Source organism: Pseudoalteromonas sp. NZS11 (genome assembly GCF_015864765.1).
Classification (GTDB): domain Bacteria; phylum Pseudomonadota; class Gammaproteobacteria; order Enterobacterales; family Alteromonadaceae; genus Pseudoalteromonas; species Pseudoalteromonas arctica.
Map to the genome: position 1 here is coordinate 1 of NZ_JADYWP010000016.1, position 21746 is coordinate 21746.

Sequence of the window (21746 nt, forward strand, 5' to 3'; positions counted from 1 at the left end):
TGTGTTTTTCGGTTGGGAGATTAGTTGCCAAATGTCGCGGGGTAAACCCGCTGCTACGATTGCGTAGTCGCGATTTTATATCGCGCATCGTATTTTTCGGTTGGGAGATTAGTTGCCAAATATCGCGGGGTAAACCCGCTGCTACGATATTGCGTAGTCGCGATTTTATATCGCGCATCGTATTTTTCGGTTGGGAGATTAATTGCCAAATGTCGCGGGGTAAACCCGCTGCTACGATATTGCATAGTCGCGATTTTATATCGCGCATTGTGTTTTTCGGTTGGGAGATTAGTTGCCAAATGTCGCGGGGTAAACCCGCTGCTGCGAGTTTAGATAAATACTATCCCAATATGGGTAGTCTGCAATATTTTCTATTAAATTTGCACGCAAAGGGTTTGCGACTATGTATCTAGCACAGCTATTTAAGTCTTCGGTATTTCTTATTAAGTGATCATAAAACCCTTTTTGCCAAAGCTTTTGTCTGCCAAATTGTCTATACACCGTGGCTGAGCGTCCTTTGAAGCTTCTAATTACCTCACTTAATGTTGCGCTATCGGATAATTGTAATAACCAATGAATATGGTTTGGCATTATCACGAAAGTATTTGATTTAATCAGTTTCTCTCTTTCTAACCCCCTCATTTCATTGATAATAGCTCTATTAATTATTAAGCTTGTGAATAGGTTGTTTCGCTCATGACAAACCAGTGTAATAGCATAATAGTGGTTTGCTTTTGATACTCTTCCCTTTCGTAATAAATATGAACGATGCATAACATACCCGTATTTTAGTAATCACAGACCCACGAATTTAAAGCATATGCAATTTTTATAAATTTGCGTAGTCGCGATTTTATATCGCGCATTGTGTTTTACGTTTAGGTAATTACTTGCACAATAGTCGCGGGGTAAACCCGCTGCTACGATATTGCGTGATCGAAATTTTATAGCGCGCATTATGTTTTATATTTAGTTGACTGATCGTGTGTAAATTGCAGCTATTTCTTTGGTACTTTTATCCTGTTATTAATTTCTTTAATAAATTCAACTAGAGTTAACACTCTATTTTTCTGGTCAGACCAATTGTTTTCATCCTATTAACGTTATAACAATTTTTGTAAATTGCGCATTGTTTAATCTTCGTTCAAAATGCGTTACGCTACTTTAATTGCTCAAGCTACCTGTAAATTGACAGCTAATAAGGTTTTTGATACCGTATTGAAAATTTTTGGTATGACCAATTTACCTTTTGGGTAAATCATACTACTCAAAGCCCCGCTTTATGGGCTCTTGGTATTTATACAACGCGGACGTTGATTCATGTCTTTAAAGATCAAAGCAGCAAAGTTATCTGATGTTATTTTACAGCAACTCGAGAACATGATTCTTGAAGGCTCGTTAGCACCAGGTGAAAAGTTGCCACCAGAGCGTGAACTAGCAAAGCAATTTGAAGTGTCTCGCCCGTCACTGCGTGAGGCAATTCAAAAATTAGAAGCGAAAGGTTTAGTTACGCGTCGCCAGGGTGGCGGCACGTTTGTAAAAAATCAGCTCGAAGAAGGGCTTACTGATCCACTTTTTGATTTGATTAGTAAACACCCTGAGTCGCAGTTTGATTTACTTGAATTTCGTCATGCATTAGAAGGGATTGCTGCTTACTACGCGGCACTGCGCGGGACCAGCAACGATTTTAGCAAAGTGAAAGAAAGCTTTGATAAAATTGCCCTAGTTAATGATGATTTACAGCAAAAAGCAAAAGCAATTAATGCATTTCACTTTAGCGTGGCAGAAGCTTCGCATAATGTGGTGTTACTGCATTTAGTAAGAGGCATGAAAGCGCTGCTTGAGCAAAATGTATTGCAAAATTTAACTGTTTTATTAAAAAAGTCAGATATTAGCAGTCAATTAGCCCAACACAGGCGTTTATTAATGGATGCCGTTATTGACGGTAATCCAGAACAAGCCCGTTTAGCAAGTAATGCGCACTTAGCATTTATCGAAGAAGCACTACTTGAAGCCGGCAAAGAACATTCGCGAATTGAACGTAGTTTAAGACGCACTAAACAAAATTAAGTTAGTACATAACTACTTTGAACACACAAATTAAGTAGCTGTGATATTAAATTAACAATATTCGTATTTTAAACATAAGGAAACCTCCATATGTCTGAAGTCAATAAAATTGACGTAGACGCGCTAGAAACACAAGAGTGGTTACAAGCTCTTGAATCAGTTGTGCGCGAAGAAGGTGTTGAACGAGCTCAGTTTTTACTTGAGCAAGTATTAGAGCAAGCCCGTTTAGACGGCGTTGATATGCCAACGGGTATTACCACGAACTACGTTAATACTATTCCTGTAGATCAAGAACCTGCTTACCCGGGTGATGTAAATCTTGAGCGTCGTATTCGTTCAATTATACGTTGGAACGCGATTATGATCGTTCTACGTGCATCTAAAAAAGATCTCGACTTAGGCGGCCATATGGCGTCTTACCAATCATCTGCTGCATTTTATGAAGTGTGTTTTAACCACTTTTTTAAAGCACCAAATGATGTAGACGGTGGTGACTTAGTTTATTACCAAGGTCATATTTCTCCAGGTATTTACGCGCGTGCATTTGTTGAAGGTCGTTTATCGGCTGCACAACTAGATAACTTCCGCCAAGAAGTTGATGGCGAAGGCTTACCATCGTACCCACACCCTAAGTTAATGCCTGAATTTTGGCAGTTCCCTACTGTATCAATGGGCTTAGGTCCTATTTCGTCTATTTACCAAGCACGCTTCTTAAAATACTTAGATGGTCGTGGCTTAAAAGACACTAAAAACCAACGTGTATACGCGTTTTTAGGTGACGGTGAAATGGATGAGCCAGAATCACGTGGCGCTATTTCTTTTGCTGCACGTGAAAAACTAGATAACCTTTGTTACTTAGTTAACTGTAACTTACAGCGTTTAGACGGCCCAGTTATGGGTAACGGTAAAATTATTCAAGAGCTAGAAGGCTTGTTTAAAGGCGCTGGCTGGAACGTAATTAAACTAGTGTGGGGCAGCGGTTGGGATATTCTTCTAGCTAAAGACACAACGGGTAAATTACTACAGTTAATGAACGAAACTGTTGATGGCGATTACCAAACATATAAAGCGAAAGATGGCGCGTACGTACGTGAAAACTTCTTTGGTCGTTACCCAGAAACAGCAGCACTTGTTGCTGACATGACAGATGACGAAATTTTCGCGCTTAAGCGTGGTGGTCATGAGTCATCAAAATTATTTGCTGCATTTAAAAAAGCAGAAGACACTAAAGGCCGTCCAACTGTAATTCTTGCTAAAACTGTAAAAGGTTACGGCATGGGTGAAGCAGCTGAAGGTAAAAACATTGCGCACCAAGTGAAAAAAATGGACATGTCGCATGTTGCGCATTTACGTTCACGCCTTGGTCTTGATGATTTAGTATCTGAAGAGCAACTTGCAGAACTACCTTATTTAGAGCTTGAAGAAGGTTCACCTGAGTATAAATACCTACATGCTCGTCGTGATGCACTTAAAGGTTATACACCTAAGCGTATTCCACGTTTTAGTGAAAAACTTACGTTGCCAGAAGTAGACGCGTTTAAGCCGCTACTTGAAGAACAAAAACGTGATATTTCAACCACTATGGGTTTTGTTCGTGCACTTAATATCTTATTAAAAGATAAAGGCATTGGTAAAAACATTGTACCAATTATTGCCGATGAAGCGCGTACATTTGGTATGGAAGGTTTATTCCGTCAAATCGGTATTTACAATCCGCATGGCCAAAACTATACGCCACAGGATCGTGATATTGTTTCTTACTACAAAGAAACTGTATCAGGGCAAGTGCTTCAAGAAGGTATTAATGAGTTAGGTGCAATGTCGTCATGGGTTGCTGCTGCAACTTCATACAGCACTAACGATTTACCAATGATCCCATTCTACATTTACTACTCTATGTTTGGTTTCCAACGCGTTGGTGACATGGCATGGATGGCGGGCGATCAACAAGCACGTGGTTTCTTATTAGGTGCTACTGCGGGTCGTACAACGTTAAATGGTGAAGGCTTGCAACACGAAGATGGTCACAGTCATATTCTTGCTAATACGGTTCCTAACTGTATTTCTTATGACCCAACTTACGCGTTTGAAGTAGCTGTTATTGTACAAGACGGTATTCGTCGTATGTACGGTGATGACCAAGAAAATATTTACTACTACCTAACGCTTATGAACGAAAACTACCATCAGCCAGCTATGCCAGAAGGCGCTGAAGAAGGTATTCGTAAGGGTATTTACAAGCTTGAAAGTTACGAAGGTAAAAAAGCCAACGTACAGCTATTAAGCTCAGGTACTATTATGACTGAAGTACGTAAAGCCGCTACGATTCTAAGCGAAGAGTATGGCATTGCGTCTGACGTGTTCTCTGTTACGTCTTTCAACGAATTAACGCGTGAAGGTCAAGATGTTGAACGTTTCAATATGCTTAACCCTGAAGGCGAGCAAAAAACAGCATTCATCACAAGCGTATTAAACGACTCTGTGACTGTTGCAGCAACGGATTACATGAAAAACTACGCAGAACAAGCGCGTTCATTCATTCCAAGCAGCAACTACAAAGTGTTAGGTACAGATGGTTACGGTCGTTCTGATAGCCGTGAAAACCTACGTCGTCACTTTGAAGTTAACGCGGGCTACGTTGTTGTTGCTACGTTATCTGAACTTGCTAAACGCGGTGAAGTTGAGAAGTCAGTAGTTGTTGAAGCACTTAAAAAGTTCAACATCGACACTAACAAACTTAACCCACTGTACGCATAAGAGGTTTGCAATGAGTATTGAAATTAAAGTACCAGATATTGGTGACGACGAAGTAGAAGTAACCGAAATATTAGTAAGCGTTGGCGACAAAGTAGATGTTGACCAATCATTACTTAATGTTGAAGGCGACAAAGCATCAATGGAAATACCTGCTTCGCAAGCGGGTACAGTGAAAGAGATTAAAGTAAACGTTGGCGACACCGTTACAACTGGCTCTTTAGTATTTTTGTTTGAAGGCGAGAGTGAAAGCACTGGTGAAGAAAAAGCATCAGCCGCTGCTCCAGCTAAATCTGAAGAGGCAGCACCTGCTGCTTCTACAGGTTCTTCAACTAAAGAAGTAACCGTACCAGACATTGGCGATGATGAAGTTGAAGTAACTGAAATCATGGTTGCTGTTGGCGACACCGTTTCAGAAGAGCAATCTATCTTAAACGTGGAAGGCGACAAGGCAGCAATGGAAGTTCCCGCTCCATTTGCCGGTATAGTTAAAGAAATTAAAGTCGCCGCTGGCGATACAGTTAAAACAGGCTCATTAGTGTTTGTTTTTGAAGTAGCAGGAAGTGAATCTGCAGCACCGGCTAAAGAGTCGGCTCCTGTAGAAGCGCCTGCAGCTAGCTCAACAGCAAATGCAGCACCAAGTACTAAAGAAGTTAATGTACCTGATATTGGTGGCGATGAAGTTGAAGTAACTGAAATTATGGTTGCAGTTGGCGATACGGTTGAAGAAGATCAATCAATCTTAAACGTTGAAGGCGACAAAGCTGCAATGGAAGTACCAGCTCCATTTGCAGGTACAGTTAAAGAAATTAAAGTAGCCGCTGGCGATAAAGTATCGACTGGCTCATTAATTTTTGTATTTGAAGTTGCAGGCAGCGCGCCAGTAGCAGCACCTGCACCAGCTGAAAAATCAGCACCTGCAGCTGCGGCTAAAACTGAGTCGGCACCGGCTCAAGCGGCACCAGCAAAAGCAAGTAATGAAAGCTTCACAGAAAACAGCGCGTATGCTCATGCATCACCTGTTGTTCGCCGTTTAGCGCGTGAGTTTGGTATTAACCTAGCTAACGTTAAAGGCACTGGTCGCAAAGCCCGTATAGTTAAAGAAGACGTGCAAAACTATGTTAAAAACCTAGTTAAGCAAGTTGAGTCGGGTCAATTATCTGCAGGTAGTAGCGCTGGTGGTAGCGAGCTTGGTCTTATTCCATGGCCTAAAGTTGATTTTGCTAAGTTTGGCGAAATTGAAGAGCAAAAGCTGTCTCGTATTCAAAAGCTATCAGGCAAAAACTTACACCGTAACTGGGTGCAAATCCCACATGTTACACAGTTTGACGAAGCTGATATCACAAGCCTTGAAGTATTCCGTAAAGAGCAAAATGTGCTTAGCGAGAAGAAAAAGCTGGGTGTTAAAATCACGCCACTTGTGTTTGTAATGAAAGCAGCTGCGAAAGCACTTGCTGAATTTCCAAAATTCAACTCATCGCTTTCTTCAGACGGCGAAAGCTTAATCCTTAAAAAGTACATTAACATTGGTGTTGCAGTTGATACGCCAAACGGTTTAGTTGTACCAGTGTTTAAAGATGTTGATAAAAAAGGCATTATTGAACTATCACGCGAATTAATGGAAGTATCTGTTAAAGCACGTGACGGGAAGCTTACATCGTCTGATATGCAAGGTGGTTGTTTTACTATTTCTAGCCTTGGCGGTATTGGCGGTACGGCATTTACGCCGATTGTTAATGCACCAGAAGTGGCTATTTTAGGTGTGTCTAAATCTGAAATGAAACCTAAATGGAATGGCAAAGAGTTTGAACCAAAACTAATGGTTCCGCTGTCTATGTCATACGACCATAGGGTTATTGACGGAGCCTTAGCTGCACGCTTTACTGTGACTCTTGCAAGTTACATGAGCGATATTCGCCAATTGGTGATGTAATCGCTGGACAATGAATAGAATCAAATCCCAGCCAGTTGTTTTTAGCTGGGATTTTTACCATTTGCAATGATACAATCTTTGCACAAATTTGTGATCTGCTCTCACTTTCTGCCTTGCAGAAACATGGCAGTTAAACTTTAGGGCAGTGTCCCGTTCAAACAATTAAGGTAATAGCATGAGCAACGAATTAAAAACTCAAGTTGTTGTACTAGGCGGTGGTCCTGGTGGTTACTCTGCGGCATTCCGCGCTGCTGACTTGGGCTTAGAAGTTACATTGGTAGAATCTCGTGAAACATTAGGCGGCGTATGTCTTAATGTTGGTTGTATTCCTTCAAAAGCACTTTTACACGTAGCTAAAGTGATTGATGATGCAGCTGAAATGTCATCTCATGGTGTTACTTTTGGCGCACCAAAGATCGATCTTGACCAAGTTCGTACTTGGAAAGATTCTGTAGTTGGCCAGTTAACTGGTGGACTAGAGGGCATGGCTAAAATGCGTAAAGTGAAAGTTGTATCTGGTTACGGTAAATTCACTGGCAGCAATACTTTAGTAGTTGAAGGCGAGAAAGACTCTACAACTATCACGTTTGATAACGCGATTATTGCAGCAGGTTCTAAACCAGTTAACTTACCTTTCATCCCACAAGATGACCGTGTAATTGATTCAACTGGCGCGCTAGAGCTTAAAGATGTACCAGAAAAACTACTTGTACTTGGTGGTGGTATTATCGGTCTTGAAATGGGTACGGTTTACCGTGCACTAGGTTCTGCAATTGATGTTGTAGAATTTGCTGACCAATTAGTTCCAGCAGCTGATAAAGACATTATCAAAATTTACCAAAAATACGTAAGCAAAAAATTCAACGTAATGCTTTCAACTAAAGTTGTTGGTGTTGAAGCTAAAAAAGATGGCTTATACGTAACGTTTGAAGGTAAAAACGCACCAGCAGAACCTGTACGTTACGACAAAGTGCTTGTTGCAGTTGGCCGTACTCCAAACGGTAACTTACTTGATGCTGAAAAAGCGGGCGTAAACGTTGATGAGCGTGGCTTTATTAATGTTGATAAGCAATTACGTACTAACGTAAGCCATATTTTTGCAATTGGTGACTTAGTTGGCCAGCCTATGCTTGCGCATAAAGCGGTTCATGAAGGTCATGTTGCTGCAGAAGTTATTTCTGGTCAGAAGCATTTCTTCGACCCTAAATGTATTCCTTCGATTGCGTATACTGACCCAGAAATCGCTTGGGTAGGTGTTACTGAGAAAGAAGCAAAAGAGCAAGGCCTAAAAATTGAAACTGCGGTATTCCCGTGGGCAGCTTCTGGTCGTGCTATTGCATCATCTCGTACTGAAGGTTCTACTAAACTTATTTTTGATAAAGAAAGTGGCCGTATAATCGGTGGTGCTATGATCGGTATTAACGCGGGCGAAATGCTTGGCGAAATCGGTTTAGGTATTGAAATGGGTGCTGATGGTGAAGACTTAGCGCTTACTATTCATGCTCACCCTACATTGAATGAATCAATCGGCCTTGCAGCTGAAATTTTTGAAGGTTCGATCACTGACTTACCAAACAAAAAAGCAGTTAAAAAGAAGTAATTTAACTTTTTAGCATTTGTTTGAAAACCCAAGCCTGGCTTGGGTTTTTTTATGGGTGAAAGAGCAGGTTTTAAATTACAGTGTTTTAATTATGCGTAGGTGCGGCTTTATGCCGCGTTTTTTAAATTCAAAAAATTGCGCGAGGTAAACTCGCGACTACGGGGGCGCTTGTTAAATTAAAAACTTGCGCGAGGTAAACTCCGCATACGGGTTTTTATTACTTTGTTGATGCCTAACCTGAGCGCTAGAATATCCATCTCACAGCCCTTACATATCTATTATCACCAAATATAGCTACAATGCGCGCTTAATTAATTGAAGGTAAATACAGTGAAAAACTCAGTTTTAGCATTACGCGCTCAACAAATAAGTGAATCCCGTCGAGAGTTTAATGCTCGAGGCGGTAAATTAGATCGCTGTGAGCAATGCTTAATAGCTAAGCACTACTGTATTTGTAAAGGTGTTGAGCATGCAGATTGTAAAGCAGCTGTGTGCTTATTAATGTATCACAATGAAAGTTTTAAACCTTCTAATACTGGGCGCTTAATTGCTGAAATAGTGCCAGATAACCACGCATTTAGATGGGATAGAACAGACCCTAACCCCGCTCTTTTAGCTTTGATAAGCGATTCACAATATCAGCCAATGGTAGTATTCCCTGCTGAAGATGTAGAAGAGGGCAGGGCCATTACCGAAATAAGTATTGAAGAGGGTAAAAAACCGCTATTTATATTTTTAGATGGTACCTGGCGTGAAGCTAAAAAAATGATTCGCAAAAGCCCATACTTAGATAACTTGCCTGTACTTTCTGTTACTGCTGATAAACTATCTGATTACCGATTACGTGTTGCCCCTCATGCGCATCAACTAGGCACTGCTGAAGTGGCTATTATGGTGCTAGCGCTTGCGGGAGAAATGGATGCATCTTCTAAATTAGAACAGCATTTTATTAAGTTTCGTGATGCGTATTTGCTTGGTAAGCGCAATAAAGGCCGACTGCTAGAAGAGTAGTTTTACGCAGTTAAGCGAAAGCTTGCTGCTCTTTTAAGTGAGCAAGTGCTTTATTTTGAATTGCTCTGAAGCCTTCTTCAGATGTTAATTGTAAAACCGTATTATATAATTGGCTTACGCTATTGTGAGCCTGAATAAACGAGGTGCAGTCCTCACCAATCATATCCTTAGCCTCTTCGACTCGCTTTAAAAAGTAACAGCTAATATCGGTTTTTCCCTTAAAGTGAGTAGTCGCGATAGCGTTTGCTATTCTATTAAGCTGATAACTAAATTCATCAGGTCGAGAACCCTCACCCCATTTACTAATAGAAATATCGCTTTCTAACTGGATAATTACGTTAAGTATGTTTTTAAACTCACTCATTGGCATATTTAAAAAGTTATAACCTTTGGGGCTAAATAAAGCTTTATACGGATTTTCGTTGGGAGTTTGGGCACTAAAAACACCAATTGGTTTTGCTGTACTTGCGTCTGATACTTTACATAAAAAGGTATTGCTTTGCGGCGTTTTAAAATTCATATCCATTGAGTATTTATGATCCTTGCGTTACTTAGTTATCGGCGCAATTAATGAAAAACTTAGCGAAATTTAAAATATTAATAAAGTATTTGAAGGTATTAATATTGATTAGCTGGGATGCAGTATTACCCTGCAAAAGTTAGTGGTAGTTGCTTAGAGCTTTACTAAACCCAAATTTTAGGCAAAGAAAAGCGCGCTCTATCTCTAGGCGCGCTTGCGGAATCTTCTAATTTTCTGCATCCTGCAATTGAACTTAATCAACTCCAATTTTTACTAATCCATGTTTATTACTATATTACTTTTTAGTTCTATGTAATGTAGACCAATCCGGGCCTGTATCCTTAAATTCCTAAACATCCTGTAGGGTAAATACTATTACCAAATCCTTAATTACACTTCCTAGTGTATCCCTATTTTAACCAATCCCTTGTGTTGCCTTAAAAGGCCTGTCCATTTATTCCTTAAACATCCTGTTAAACAACTTAGCCGTGTTGTTATCCTTTTCGCATCTTCCTGACGCTGTCCTTTTTACAACATTGCGTTGTGATACTCATCCTGAGCCTGTCCTAAAATCCGTGTTGTCCTGGTAACCTAATCATTGGTTGGTTGAGTAAGCAGTCCATTTCCTTTTACTCAATAAGCGTCATTGCTTGGTTGATGCGTAAATTATAGTGCAATAGAGCAACTAAAATAGGGATAAAACTACGTTCAATTAGTATTTATGCAATAGTAATAATGTAAAAGTTCAATTAATACATGTTGTTAGGTTGTTTTTGTGTGTTTTTTATCTTGATTTTTACTCATTAGCTGTCACATCCGTGAGACATCTCTTACACTGCATTTCCTTTTTGGGCGTTATTTACATATTTACATTTATTTAAAGTGTGCACTTTTTGAATGAGCGCGGTAGAATTCGATGATAATAACAATTATTTAGGTGAAATAATGAAGACAGTATTTACACTTGTTTTAGGGTTAGCAGCATCGGCACCAGCCTTTGCAAGTGACGTTGTTAATATATATTCTTTTCGTCAGCCGTTTTTGATTCAGCCAATTTTAGACGATTTTACAAAACAAACGGGAATAAAAACCAATGTTGTTTTTGCTAAAAAAGGGTTAATTGAGCGTGTTAAACGTGAAGGTAAACACAGTAAAGCCGATTTAGTATTAACCTCTAATTTTAGTGCTCTTATTCAATTAGAAGATTTAAAATTAACACAAACTATAAAAAGTGACAGTGTAAATAATAACGTGCCTGCAGCTTTTCGTGACGGTGATGGCCAATGGGTCGCGCTTACTAAGCGAGTGCGTAATGTGTATTCATCAAAAGAGCGAATTGGTGCGTTACCTAAGCTCACTTATGAAGATTTAGCAGATCCTAAATACAAAGGACAAATTTGTACGCGTTCTGGCAAGCATCCATATAACTTAGGTTTAGTGGCTTCTATGATTGCACACCATGGTGAAGCGCAAACCAAAGAGTGGCTTGAAGGTGTTAAGGCTAATTTAGCACGTAAACCTCAAGGTAACGATCGTGCTCAAGTTAAAGCCGTTAAAGAAGGTTTATGTAACTTGGCATTAGGTAATAGTTACTACCTTGGTAAAATGCTAGAAGATAAAGAACAAAAAGGTTGGGCAGAGGCCGTAAATATTAACTTTCCGAATCAAACTAATCGTGGCTCACACATAAATGTTTCGGGTGCGGTTATTACCAAATATGCTAAAAACCCTGAAAATGCATTAAAGCTCATAGAATATATGACCGACAGCAAAGCACAAAACATGTATGCCTCATTAAATATGGAGTATCCAGTTAAGTCGGGTGTTGAACTATCAAGTTTGGTTGCCTCTTGGGGGAGTTTTAAAGAAGACAGCTTGCCACTTGATGAGATTAGTAAATATCGTCCGTTAGCGCTTAAGCTAATTGATGAGGTGAAGTTCGATCTTTAATGACTAATAAATTTAAGCTGTCTAAATGGCAGCTCTTTGCGTGGTCGACTGGCTTAATTCTATCGGCCCCGTTGTTTTTTCTTCTTTTTGAATCTCTACAAGGTAGCTCTGAGGTGTTTTCTCACCTGTGGGATACCGTGCTTTGGGATTACATAACCAATACCGTATTGCTTGTTTTAGGTGTTTGCGTCCTTAGCTGCGCCATAGCTTTGCCACTTGGATGGCTAACGGCTTACTGTAGTTTCCCGGGTAAAAAACAGTTTGAATGGGCACTTATGCTGCCCCTTGCTATGCCCACCTATATTATTGCCTATGTATACACTGATTTATTAGATTATGCGGGCCCGGTGCAAATAGCGCTGAGAGAATGGTTTGGCTGGCAATCGCCTAATGACTATTGGTTTTTTGATATACGTACATTACCCGGGGCCATCGTTATGATTGCCTTGGTGCTTTATCCGTATTTATTTTTGATTTTTAAAACGGCTCTTCGCGAGCAGTCATTCAAATTAGTACAAGCTAGCCAGTTAATGGGATTATCTCCTTGGCAAAGCTTTTTTAAAGTAAGCTTAGTGCTCTCTCGTGGGGCTATTGTGGCGGCTCTTGCGCTTATAAGTATGGAAACCATGGCTGACTTTGCAACAGTGAGTTATTTTGCCGTAAGTACATTAACGACTGCCGTATACGATACGTGGTTTGGTTATTACTCACTTACAGCGGCAGCTAAAATATCGGGTGTGATGTTATTACTGTTATTTTTAGCATTAATGGCAGAGCGCTTTAGTCGTCGTAACCAAGCGGTATTTGAGCGCCAATCAAGTGTAAATAGCGAATCTCTCTATGTATTAAAAGGAAAGTCAGCTTGGCTCGCAACGGCATTTTGCAGCTTTATTTTACTTATCGCGTTTGTGATCCCTATTGCAGTACTTATAAATTACGCCATTACCTACTTTGATAAAGCATGGAATGTAGAGTTTTTTAGTTACGCTTGGCAAAGTTTAAAAGTGGCTGGGGTTGTGAGCCTAATAACGATTACGTTGAGTATTTTTGTGGTTTTTTATCAGCGTGTGGCAAAGCAAACGTATCCGCTTATTCCTGGGCGTTTAGCAAGCACAGGCTATGCGCTGCCTGGCACAGTACTCGCTATTGCGGTTTTATTACCGCTTACGTTATTAGAGAACACCATTAACACAGCGCTCGAGCCGTATAATTTAGATATTGGCTTGCTGCTTACAGGTAGCATTCTTACTATTATTATTGCTTATATTGTTAGGTTTTACGCCATTGCACACGGAGCAATTGAGTCGAGTTTTTTACGTATTAGCCCATCACTTGATATGGCAAGCCAATCAATGGGTAAAAGCCAAGGACAAACACTGCGTTTAGTGCACCTACCTTTACTGCGAAGAGGATTGCTTACTGCTGCGTTATTGGTATTTATTGAGTGCATGAAAGAGCTGCCAGCTGCGCTATTGCTCAGACCGTTTAATTTTGAAAGCTTAGCTACTCATGTATTTCAGTATGTGAGTGACGAGCAGTTAGAGCTTGCTTCAATATCGGCATTATTTATTGTTATTGTTGGGTTTATTCCTTTGTATTTTATTAATCGTTCTATGGAGCAGCGTAGTTAAATGAGTAGTTTAATTTTACAAGGAGTGAGCTATCACTATAACGGCACAAAGGTTATTCACGATTTAGATTTAACGGTGGGTAAAGATGAAATTGTTTGCCTACTCGGAGCGAGTGGGTGCGGCAAAACGACCACGTTAAAAGCGATTGCAGGTTTAATTGAAGCTAAGCAAGGGTCTATTTTTATAGACGGTAAATTAGTGAGTGATGAGCAATCGTTTGTCTCGCCTGAGCACCGTAACATCGGCATGATGTTTCAAGACTATGCGTTGTTTCCGCATTTAACGGTAGCAAATAATATCGCATTTGGGCTTAGTAAAATGAGTAAAGCTCAAAAGCAGCAACGCGTTGATGAAATGCTTAAGCTCGTGCATTTAATTGGCTGTGCTGACAGGTTCCCGCATCAGTTATCGGGTGGTCAACAGCAGCGTGTAGCTATTGCTCGTGCATTAGCTTATAAGCCTAGTTTATTGCTACTTGATGAGCCCTTTTCAAATATTGATACGCAAGTACGCTTTGAATTAATTGCCGATATACGTCGAATTATTAAGGCAACCCAAGTATCTGCTGTGTTTGTTACACACTCAAAAGAAGAGGCGTTTGCCTTTTCAGATACACTTGCCATTATGCATCGCGGTAAAATTGAGCAACAAGGCACGCCTGAGCAGCTTTTTGCAGCTCCATGTTCAAAGGAGGTTGCAGAGTTTCTGGGTCAAGGCATATACTTGAGCGCAGAAGTATTAACAGCAACTGAATACAAAACACCATTTGGTTTAGTCGAATCTTATATTGAGAGTAAGCAAAACGTAAGCGTAGGGCTTATATATGTGCGCCCTCATCAAATAGAATTAGTGGCAGATAACCAAAGTGACAAACTCAGCAAGCGAGCTACAATCATAAGTCGTCGCTTTATTGGTTCGGCGTATGTTTATTCACTTGTTATTGATGAACAAGAAATTGAAGTTGCTGCACAATATGGCCAGTCATTTGAAAATAATGAACAGGTTATAATAAAAATAAAACCTCACACGGTGAATTTTTTCGAATCGTAATTAATTTGTTATTCGCTGTGTTTTTATCTGTAAAACTAAGGAATAACAATGGCGCAAGCGCAATCAGGGATTTGTGCTGAAGCAAACTTACACGGTTTGCACTTATTTTTTAATGTGTTTGATGGTCAAGATGAATCACTTCGCGCAAAGTTAAAACAAGTAAGCGCTATTGAAGAAGAGTTTAGCGATCAATTTTCAGAATCAATGCTCTCTTGTATGGTTGCTATTGGTGCGCAATATTGGCCGCATATCCTCCCTGAATACATCCCAAGCGAATTACAGAGCTTTCCTAATATAAACCATAGCGATCATCAAATGAGCGTACAACCGTGCGATTTATTTGTGCAAATTCGCTCTGACCGTGAAGACGTTAACCATTTATTTGCGCTGCAAATTTTAAAACTATTTGCTCCCGATGTTGAGCTGGTGGAGCAAATTCGTAATTTTCGCTTTTTAGATGGTCGTGATTTTAATGGTTTTATTTATGGTGGCGATACAGCTCATGGAAGAAAAAAGCGCGCTACGGCTTTAATTAGTAACCCTGGTAATTTTGAAGATCAGGGGAGTTATATTCATGTACAGCGTTATAAGCATGACTTAACTATGTGGCAGCATTTATCATTGAGCGAGCAAGAACAAATAATGGGGCGTACGCGCCTTGATAACACACTAATTATCCCTGCGATTGAAACCAGTCATGCTTTACGTAGCGAACTAAAAGACGAAGATGGACAACCGCTATTATTAAATCAGAGCATGCCTTATGGCGATGTGTATGAGCAGGGAATGTTATCAATTACATGCGCTTGTACGGGCACCGCATTTGAAAAAGTACTTAATAGTCGTTTAGGGGAAGGGGATTGTTACGACCACTGGCTTGATTTTACTCAAGCCGATATGGGTTCTGCTTTCTTTGCGCCTTCAGTCGGGTTTTTAAAACAAATTTAGTTTGCTATTAAACCGTATCAAATAAAATGCGAACACGTTCAAGTGTTACATCTATTTCAGATATTTTAGCAGGAGCGATAAAAATAGTATCGTCGCCTGCAATTGTTCCTAGTACGCCATCTGCTTTACCTAATGAATCTAATAAACGAGCAATAAGCTGAGCGGCGCCTGGACTGGTACGAATAATGATCATCATTTCGTTGTGCATAATGTCGATTACTAATTGGCGTAATGGGCTTTTAGCCGTAGGTACACCCATTTCAGCAGGTAAGCAGTAAACCATTTCTTGTTTGGCGTTACGTGTGCGTACAGCACCAAATTTACTTAACATGCGCGATACTTTACTTTGGCTTATATTGTCAAAGCCTTGATCTTTTAATGCATCAACTATTTCGCCTTGAGAGCCAAAATTTTCTTCTTTTAATAGTGATTTAAATGCTTTTACCAGTGCTTCTTGTTTATCTTGTGGTTGCATAGTCTTTATTCGTTTTTGTTATTTATGCCGCAAATTCTACACAAAAATGAATAATTATGCAGCAGTTGTTTAGTTAACTTGCCAGTTTGATGCGTTAAATCACAAAAGTTTACGACTATGGTCGAAAATATACTTGAAATAGACAGGATAAATTTGTTTTTAGTCGCTAATTTCATTATCTTAAGAGCCACAAATGTTTCCTACCTCAAATTACGGAGAATTCCAATGAAAGTTGCTGTATTAGGTGCTGCAGGCGGTATCGGCCAAGCGTTGTCTTTATTATTAAAAACAGGCTTACCAGCTGGCTCTGAATTATCACTTTATGATGTTGCACCAGTAGTACCAGGTGTTGCGGTTGACCTTTCTCACATCCCAACAGATGTTAAAGTAGCAGGCTTTGGCGCAGACGAATTAAACAAAGCGCTTGAAGGCTCTGACATCGTTCTTATCCCAGCGGGTATGCCACGTAAACCAGGTATGGATCGTGCTGATTTATTTAATGTAAATGCTGGTATCATCAAAACTTTAGCAGAAGGCATTGTTGCTAGCTGTCCTAAAGCGTTAGTAGGTATTATTACTAACCCAGTAAATGGCACAGTTCCAATCGTTGCTGAAGTATTCAAAAAAGCAGGTACTTACGACGCTAAACGCGTATTCGGTATTACTACGCTTGACGTTATTCGTTCAGAAGCATTTGTTGCTGAACTTAAAGGCGTAGACGTAGCAACTGTGAAAGTACCAGTAATTGGTGGTCACTCAGGCACAACTATTCTTCCTCTACTTTCTCAAGTTGAAGGTGTTTCTTTCACTGATGAAGAAGTTGCTGCACTTACTCCACGTATCCAAAATGCGGGTACTGAAGTTGTAAATGCTAAAGCAGGCGGTGGTTCAGCTACGCTATCTATGGGTGCTGCTGCAGCTCGTTTTTGTATGTCTTTAGTTAAAGGCCTACAGGGTGAAGAAGTTGTAGATTACGCTTACGTTGCTGTTGAAAATGGCGATGCAGAGTACTTTGCACATCCAGTACGTTTAGGTAAAAACGGCGTAGAAGAAATTCTTTCTTACGGCGAACTAAGCGCATTTGAAACAAAAGCAAAAAATGACATGCTTGAAACACTGAAAAAAGACATCAAAGAAGGTGTTGATTTCATGGCGTAATAGCCAAAGTAGAATAACAAAAAAGCCTGCATTTGCAGGCTTTTTTATTGCTCAGAATTAATTTCACACTGTGTAACTAGTTAAAACTAGTGGTCGCGGTCAACCGCAATACGGGCAAGGCTTATGAGTGCTTGCTTATAGTCAGACTCAGCTAAAAAGTCTAAACAGGCAATAGCTTTGTCAGCTTCAAGCTCTGCTTTTTGCATTGTAAATTCAAGCGCATTAGTTTGCTTTAGTGCCGATAAAATTTCTTCTAAATGCTCCATACCATTACTGTGCTCTATTGCATCACGAATAAGCTGCGTTTGCTGCTCGCTACCATGTTGCATAGCATAAATAAGTGGAAGCGTTGGTTTGCCTTCAGCTAAATCATCACCAATGTTTTTACCCAACTGCTCAGCATCTGCATTGTAATCGAGTACATCATCTACTAGCTGAAACGCAGTACCTAAATGCATACCATATAGGTTTAGTGCATCGAGAGTAGTCTGGTCTTGCTCAGTAATAATGGCAGCAAGGCCTGTCGCTGCTTCAAACAACTTAGCTGTTTTAGAGTAAATAACCTGCATATAACTGGCTTCGGTCGTATCTGGGTCGTTGCAGTTCATTAACTGCAATACTTCACCTTCAGCAATAATGTTTGTTGCATCGGCAAGTACTTGCATAACCTGCATTTTTCCAAGACCAACCATAAGCTGAAATGAACGAGTGTAAATAAAGTCACCAACCAATACGCTAGCAGCATTACCAAATTCAGCATTTGCCGTAGGTGTGCCACGTCGTAAGTTTGATTCATCTACAACATCATCATGCAATAGCGTTGCTGTATGAATAAACTCAACAATTGTTGCAAGTGTTATGTGATCTTTACCCTGATAACCGAGCGCTTTGGCTGCTAAAATCGCGAGCATTGGACGAACGCGTTTGCCGCCACTGCTAACTATATATAAACCAAGCTGATTAACTAACGCCACATCTGAGCGCATTTGCGCATGTATAAGTTGATTGACGTCATTCATATCGCTTTCGATTAACGCCTGGATAGCTTTTATATCCATTGATCTCCGAGCCAATTTTTATGTGTGAACGGCGCAGATTGTACAACAAAAAATGCACTAGCTCGATATTTTGTGACGATTGATTGAAAAAACACTATTAAAGTACTTAATTTAGACTGAATTAGCCAAGATAACTGATTAATTGATAATCAATATACAGTTTATGGTGTGCTTAGATATTAAGCTGTGAGGGTCATATTTGAGTACATTAATTTATTTCGACTAAGAGTTAAAAAGCGCTTGGCAAAAGGGCTAATTAATATAAAATGGGGTAAATATTGAATTGCTCTCAAAGCAGCTACTTTTTATTCATTTTAATTACAAAATAGGCTTGCTAGTTATTTCGCGTTAGCGTAAACTTCGCGCCCTATCGAAGAATATTTTAGTTGCGCCGATTTGAGGGTGCACAGACGGAGTTAATTATGTACGCGGTTTTCCAAAGTGGTGGTAAACAGCATCGTGTGACTGAAGGTCAAACGATTCGTCTTGAAAAATTAGACGTTGAAACTGGTGCGGCAGTAGAATTTGATTCAGTACTTTTAGTTGCTGATGGTGAGAAAATCGAGATCGGTGTACCGTTCGTAAACGGTGGCAAGATAACAGCTGAGGTTGTTTCACATGGTCGCGGTGAGAAGATTAAGGTTGTTAAATTTAGACGCCGTAAGCATTCTCGTAAGCAAATGGGCCATCGTCAATGGTTCACTGAAGTTAAAATCACTAGCATTAGCGCTTAATTAGAGGTACTTAGAAATGGCACATAAAAAAGCAGCTGGTAGTACTCGTAACGGTCGCGATTCAGAAAGCAAACGCCTAGGTGTTAAGCGTTTTGGTGGCGAATCAGTTCTAGCGGGTAGCATCATTGTTCGTCAGCGTGGAACTCGTTTCCACCCTGGTACTAACGTAGGTATCGGTAAAGACCACACTATCTTCGCAAAAGCAGATGGTAAAGTTCAGTTTGAACAAAAAGGTCCTTTAAACCGTAAATACGTAACTATCGTAACTGAGTAATCAGTAAGGTAGTTAAAAACCCCGCCTTTGCGGGGTTTTTTGTTTTGTAGTCAGTCAAAATATATACCCAAGCCTGCATTTGTGTTGGCTTGGGTATATAATAGAGTTATTAAACAAGCCAATCCCTAAAGTGAGTAATCATGAAGTTTGTAGATGAAGTAGAAATTCGCGCAGAAGCTGGAGACGGTGGCAGCGGCATCGTGTCTTTCCGTCGTGAAAAATATGTTCCAGATGGTGGACCAGACGGCGGTGACGGTGGAGACGGTGGTAGTGTTTATCTACAAGCTGATGAAAACTTAAATACCCTAATTGATTATCAGTTTGAGCGCTTTCATAGAGCTGAACGTGGTACTAACGGTCGTAGCCGTAACTGTACAGGCCGAAAAGCCGATGACTTATTTGTTATGGTGCCTGTAGGCACGCGCATCATGGATGTTGATACCCAAGAGGGACTTGGTGACTTAACTCAAGATGGTCAACGAATTTTGGTTGCAAAAGGTGGTTTCCACGGCTTGGGGAATGCACGTTTTAAATCAAGTACTAACCGAGCACCTCGTCAAAAAACATTGGGCACACCCGGTGAAGTACGTAACTTAAAGTTAGAGTTACTATTATTAGCTGATGTAGGCTTACTAGGATTACCAAATGCAGGTAAATCTACGTTTATCCGTAGTGTATCTGCAGCAAGACCAAAAGTAGCTGATTATCCATTCACGACGCTTATTCCTAATTTAGGTGTAGTACGTCCTGAAGCAAATAAATCATTTGTTATAGCCGATATTCCGGGTCTAATTGAAGGTGCATCTGATGGTGCAGGCCTAGGTATTCGCTTCTTGAAGCATTTAGAGCGTTGTCGTGTGTTATTGCACATTATTGATGTAATGCCGGTAGATGGTTCAAACCCTGTTGATAATGCATTCTCGATTATTAACGAGCTACACCAATACAGTCCTAAATTAGCTGAAAAACCACGCTGGTTAGTGTTTAATAAAATAGATTTATTACCAGAAGATGAAGCAAAAGCGCTATGCGAAGCGATTGCAGAAGAGCTGGGCGAAACTGAAAATATTTATCACATTTCAGCAATTAATAAACTTAATACTCAACCTTTAATCCACAACATAATGACACTACTTGATAGCATGCCTAAAGAGAAGTTTGTACAAGTTGAAGATGAAGAAGTTGAATTCAAGTGGGATACCTATCATGAAAAAGCCACTAAAGGTAAAGGCAATGATGATGATTGGGACGACTGGGATGAAGATGATTACGACGTAGAAGTTGTCTACGAGCGTTAATTAAATAGAATTTATTAAAAAGGAGCTTATGCTCCTTTTTCTTTGTTTAAGAATAAAGTACTAGGTGTTTATTATGATAATTTCAATGATTGCAGCAATGGCAAATAACCGTGTAATTGGCCTAGATAATAAAATGCCATGGCATTTACCTGCGGATCTTCAGCATTTTAAAAAAGTAACTACGGGTAAACCTGTGATCATGGGTCGTAAAACTTTTGAGTCAATAGGCCGTCCTTTACCTGGGCGTCGTAATATTATTATTACTCGAAACAGCGAATATACTGCAGAGGGTATTGAAGTGGTAACTACACCAGAGGCCGCACTAGAACTAGTTTGTGCTGTTGAAGAAGTAATGATTATTGGTGGCGGTAATATTTATGAGCAATTTTTACCAAAAGCAGAACGCTTGTATTTAACCTTTATTGATTTAGATATTAAAGGCGATACACAGTTTCCTGATTACAATAAAGTTGCTAATTGGGACGTGAAAGAAGAGCAAGAAAACCTCCCTGATGAAAAAAACAAATCTAGTTATAAATTCGTAACTTTGTATAAAGTACATTAACATTATTGCGTAATTTTTGATAGATTGATATAATATTTGATAGTCTATATAAGAACAAAGTATTATAAAGGGTTTGTCATGTTTAAATTACCAAAGCTAGTTGCACTTACTGCTGTTGTCGCTGTAAGTTCTTTTTCGTATACAGCACCTGCAAATGCTGAAGATCAATTAGCAGTATCTATTTGTGAATATATTGCGGCAGACGATAAAAACCGATTACGCAGCAAGCTTAAAAGCTCTCGTGTAAAAATTCGTAATATTTATGATGCAGTACAATGTAATGGTAATAACTTATTACGCCATGCTGTTGCTAGTAATGCAGTGGATACTGGTGAGTATATAGTTAAAAACTTATCAAAAAGTGCGTTAACAGATGGTGCTGATATTGCTTGGGCTGAAGGCAACTTTGCTAGCTCACCACTTATTGCAGTGATTAAAGATCGCGCTGGTCTTTAATTATAAAAAGGTTTTATAACTCTACCTTCAGTAAGGTATTGTTAAATATTGATTAGTCTGAAGTTGTTATTAATAACAATCTCAGGCTTTTTTATTTAGCTAATGTAATCTCACCCCCCCAACAAAATCATTAATAAGTTCACTATTTACCTATCTATTTTATATTCCCAAAGTGTAGAGTCTTCATTTTAAAAGCAGCTTCAAATTTACTTCTTCAAAAGAGGTAACTTTATTCAGCTGGTATCTATTTTGTATCTGCTA

At 39.7% G+C, this 21746-nt stretch carries 19 protein-coding genes; 15 read left to right on the forward strand and 4 right to left on the reverse strand.

The genetic code is table 11. The annotated features are described in order from the left end of the window. Nucleotides 1-288: 288 nt before the first annotated feature. Nucleotides 289-774, reverse strand: coding sequence for an REP-associated tyrosine transposase (locus tag I6E82_RS19275; protein WP_024606928.1), 486 nt, complete (start codon nt 772-774; stop codon nt 289-291). A gap of 546 nt (nt 775-1320) precedes the next feature. Here I6E82_RS19275 and pdhR point away from each other — a divergent pair. From pdhR to I6E82_RS19300, 5 genes are all read left to right on the forward strand, one after another. Beyond that, nucleotides 1321-2070, forward strand: a complete 750-nt coding sequence (pdhR, locus tag I6E82_RS19280; protein ID WP_007586129.1) for a pyruvate dehydrogenase complex transcriptional repressor PdhR — start codon at nt 1321-1323, stop codon at nt 2068-2070. 90 nt (nt 2071-2160) lie between these two features. Beyond that, entirely contained in the window at nt 2161-4827 is a 2667-nt protein-coding gene (gene aceE, locus I6E82_RS19285; RefSeq protein WP_197118500.1) for a pyruvate dehydrogenase (acetyl-transferring), homodimeric type, read from the forward strand. 10 nt (nt 4828-4837) lie between these two features. Next, complete coding sequence (gene aceF / locus I6E82_RS19290; RefSeq protein WP_165722158.1) at nt 4838-6757, forward strand: pyruvate dehydrogenase complex dihydrolipoyllysine-residue acetyltransferase; 1920 nt, start codon at nt 4838-4840, stop codon at nt 6755-6757. A 175-nt stretch (nt 6758-6932) separates the two neighbouring features. Then, nucleotides 6933-8357, forward strand: coding sequence for a dihydrolipoyl dehydrogenase (lpdA, locus tag I6E82_RS19295; protein WP_007586124.1), 1425 nt, complete (start codon nt 6933-6935; stop codon nt 8355-8357). Between the two features lie 330 nt (nt 8358-8687). Beyond that, nucleotides 8688-9368 carry a tRNA-uridine aminocarboxypropyltransferase gene (locus tag I6E82_RS19300; protein WP_007586117.1) on the forward strand — a complete coding sequence of 227 codons (681 nt, stop codon included), beginning with the start codon at nt 8688-8690 and terminating at the stop codon, nt 9366-9368. Nucleotides 9369-9378: 10 nt separating this feature from the next. On the opposite strand, the gene I6E82_RS19305 is transcribed toward I6E82_RS19300, so the two are convergent. Further along, on the reverse strand, nt 9379-9894 hold the full coding sequence (locus I6E82_RS19305; RefSeq protein WP_024590631.1) for a hypothetical protein: 516 nt from the start codon (nt 9892-9894) through the stop codon (nt 9379-9381). Nucleotides 9895-10833: 939 nt separating this feature from the next. On the opposite strand from I6E82_RS19305, the gene I6E82_RS19310 reads away from it, so the two are divergent. From I6E82_RS19310 to I6E82_RS19325, 4 genes are read left to right on the forward strand one after another with little or no spacing between them, the layout of a single operon-like run. Then, nucleotides 10834-11838 carry a Fe(3+) ABC transporter substrate-binding protein gene (locus tag I6E82_RS19310; protein ID WP_101216020.1) on the forward strand — a complete coding sequence of 335 codons (1005 nt, stop codon included), beginning with the start codon at nt 10834-10836 and terminating at the stop codon, nt 11836-11838. Beyond that, on the forward strand, nt 11838-13469 hold the full coding sequence (locus I6E82_RS19315; protein ID WP_169060658.1) for an ABC transporter permease: 1632 nt from the start codon (nt 11838-11840) through the stop codon (nt 13467-13469). The genes I6E82_RS19310 and I6E82_RS19315 overlap by 1 nt, the downstream gene beginning before the upstream one ends. Further along, nucleotides 13470-14519 (forward strand): ABC transporter ATP-binding protein, encoded by a 1050-nt coding sequence (locus I6E82_RS19320; protein WP_197118501.1) that lies wholly within the window; start codon nt 13470-13472, stop codon nt 14517-14519. It begins immediately after the preceding gene. A gap of 48 nt (nt 14520-14567) precedes the next feature. Then, nucleotides 14568-15467 (forward strand): Dyp-type peroxidase, encoded by a 900-nt coding sequence (locus tag I6E82_RS19325; protein ID WP_197118502.1) that lies wholly within the window; start codon nt 14568-14570, stop codon nt 15465-15467. 7 nt (nt 15468-15474) lie between these two features. On the opposite strand, the gene argR is transcribed toward I6E82_RS19325, so the two are convergent. Next, nucleotides 15475-15942 (reverse strand): transcriptional regulator ArgR, encoded by a 468-nt coding sequence (gene argR, locus I6E82_RS19330; protein ID WP_002957753.1) that lies wholly within the window; start codon nt 15940-15942, stop codon nt 15475-15477. 225 nt (nt 15943-16167) lie between these two features. Here argR and mdh point away from each other — a divergent pair, with 225 nt between their 5' ends. Beyond that, nucleotides 16168-17100, forward strand: coding sequence for a malate dehydrogenase (gene mdh, locus I6E82_RS19335; RefSeq protein WP_007586102.1), 933 nt, complete (start codon nt 16168-16170; stop codon nt 17098-17100). Nucleotides 17101-17186: 86 nt separating this feature from the next. Here the strand turns inward: mdh and ispB are convergent, their stop codons facing one another. After that, entirely contained in the window at nt 17187-18158 is a 972-nt protein-coding gene (gene ispB, locus I6E82_RS19340; protein WP_010553338.1) for an octaprenyl diphosphate synthase, read from the reverse strand. A gap of 422 nt (nt 18159-18580) precedes the next feature. On the opposite strand from ispB, the gene rplU reads away from it, so the two are divergent. From rplU to I6E82_RS19365, 5 genes are all read left to right on the forward strand, one after another. After that, a complete protein-coding gene (gene rplU, locus I6E82_RS19345) occupies nt 18581-18892 on the forward strand; it encodes a 50S ribosomal protein L21 (protein WP_002957748.1) in 312 nt (103 codons plus the stop codon). 16 nt (nt 18893-18908) lie between these two features. Continuing rightward, the gene (gene rpmA, locus I6E82_RS19350) at nt 18909-19166 is read left to right on the forward strand and encodes a 50S ribosomal protein L27 (protein ID WP_002957747.1); all 258 of its coding nucleotides are present in this window, start codon (nt 18909-18911) and stop codon (nt 19164-19166) included. Between the two features lie 140 nt (nt 19167-19306). Continuing rightward, on the forward strand, nt 19307-20464 hold the full coding sequence (gene cgtA, locus I6E82_RS19355; RefSeq protein WP_007586086.1) for an Obg family GTPase CgtA: 1158 nt from the start codon (nt 19307-19309) through the stop codon (nt 20462-20464). A 73-nt stretch (nt 20465-20537) separates the two neighbouring features. Next, nucleotides 20538-21029, forward strand: a complete 492-nt coding sequence (folA, locus tag I6E82_RS19360; protein WP_165722155.1) for a type 3 dihydrofolate reductase — start codon at nt 20538-20540, stop codon at nt 21027-21029. A 78-nt stretch (nt 21030-21107) separates the two neighbouring features. Continuing rightward, complete coding sequence (locus tag I6E82_RS19365) at nt 21108-21485, forward strand: DUF3718 domain-containing protein (protein ID WP_007586082.1); 378 nt, start codon at nt 21108-21110, stop codon at nt 21483-21485. Nucleotides 21486-21746: the final 261 nt, after the last annotated feature.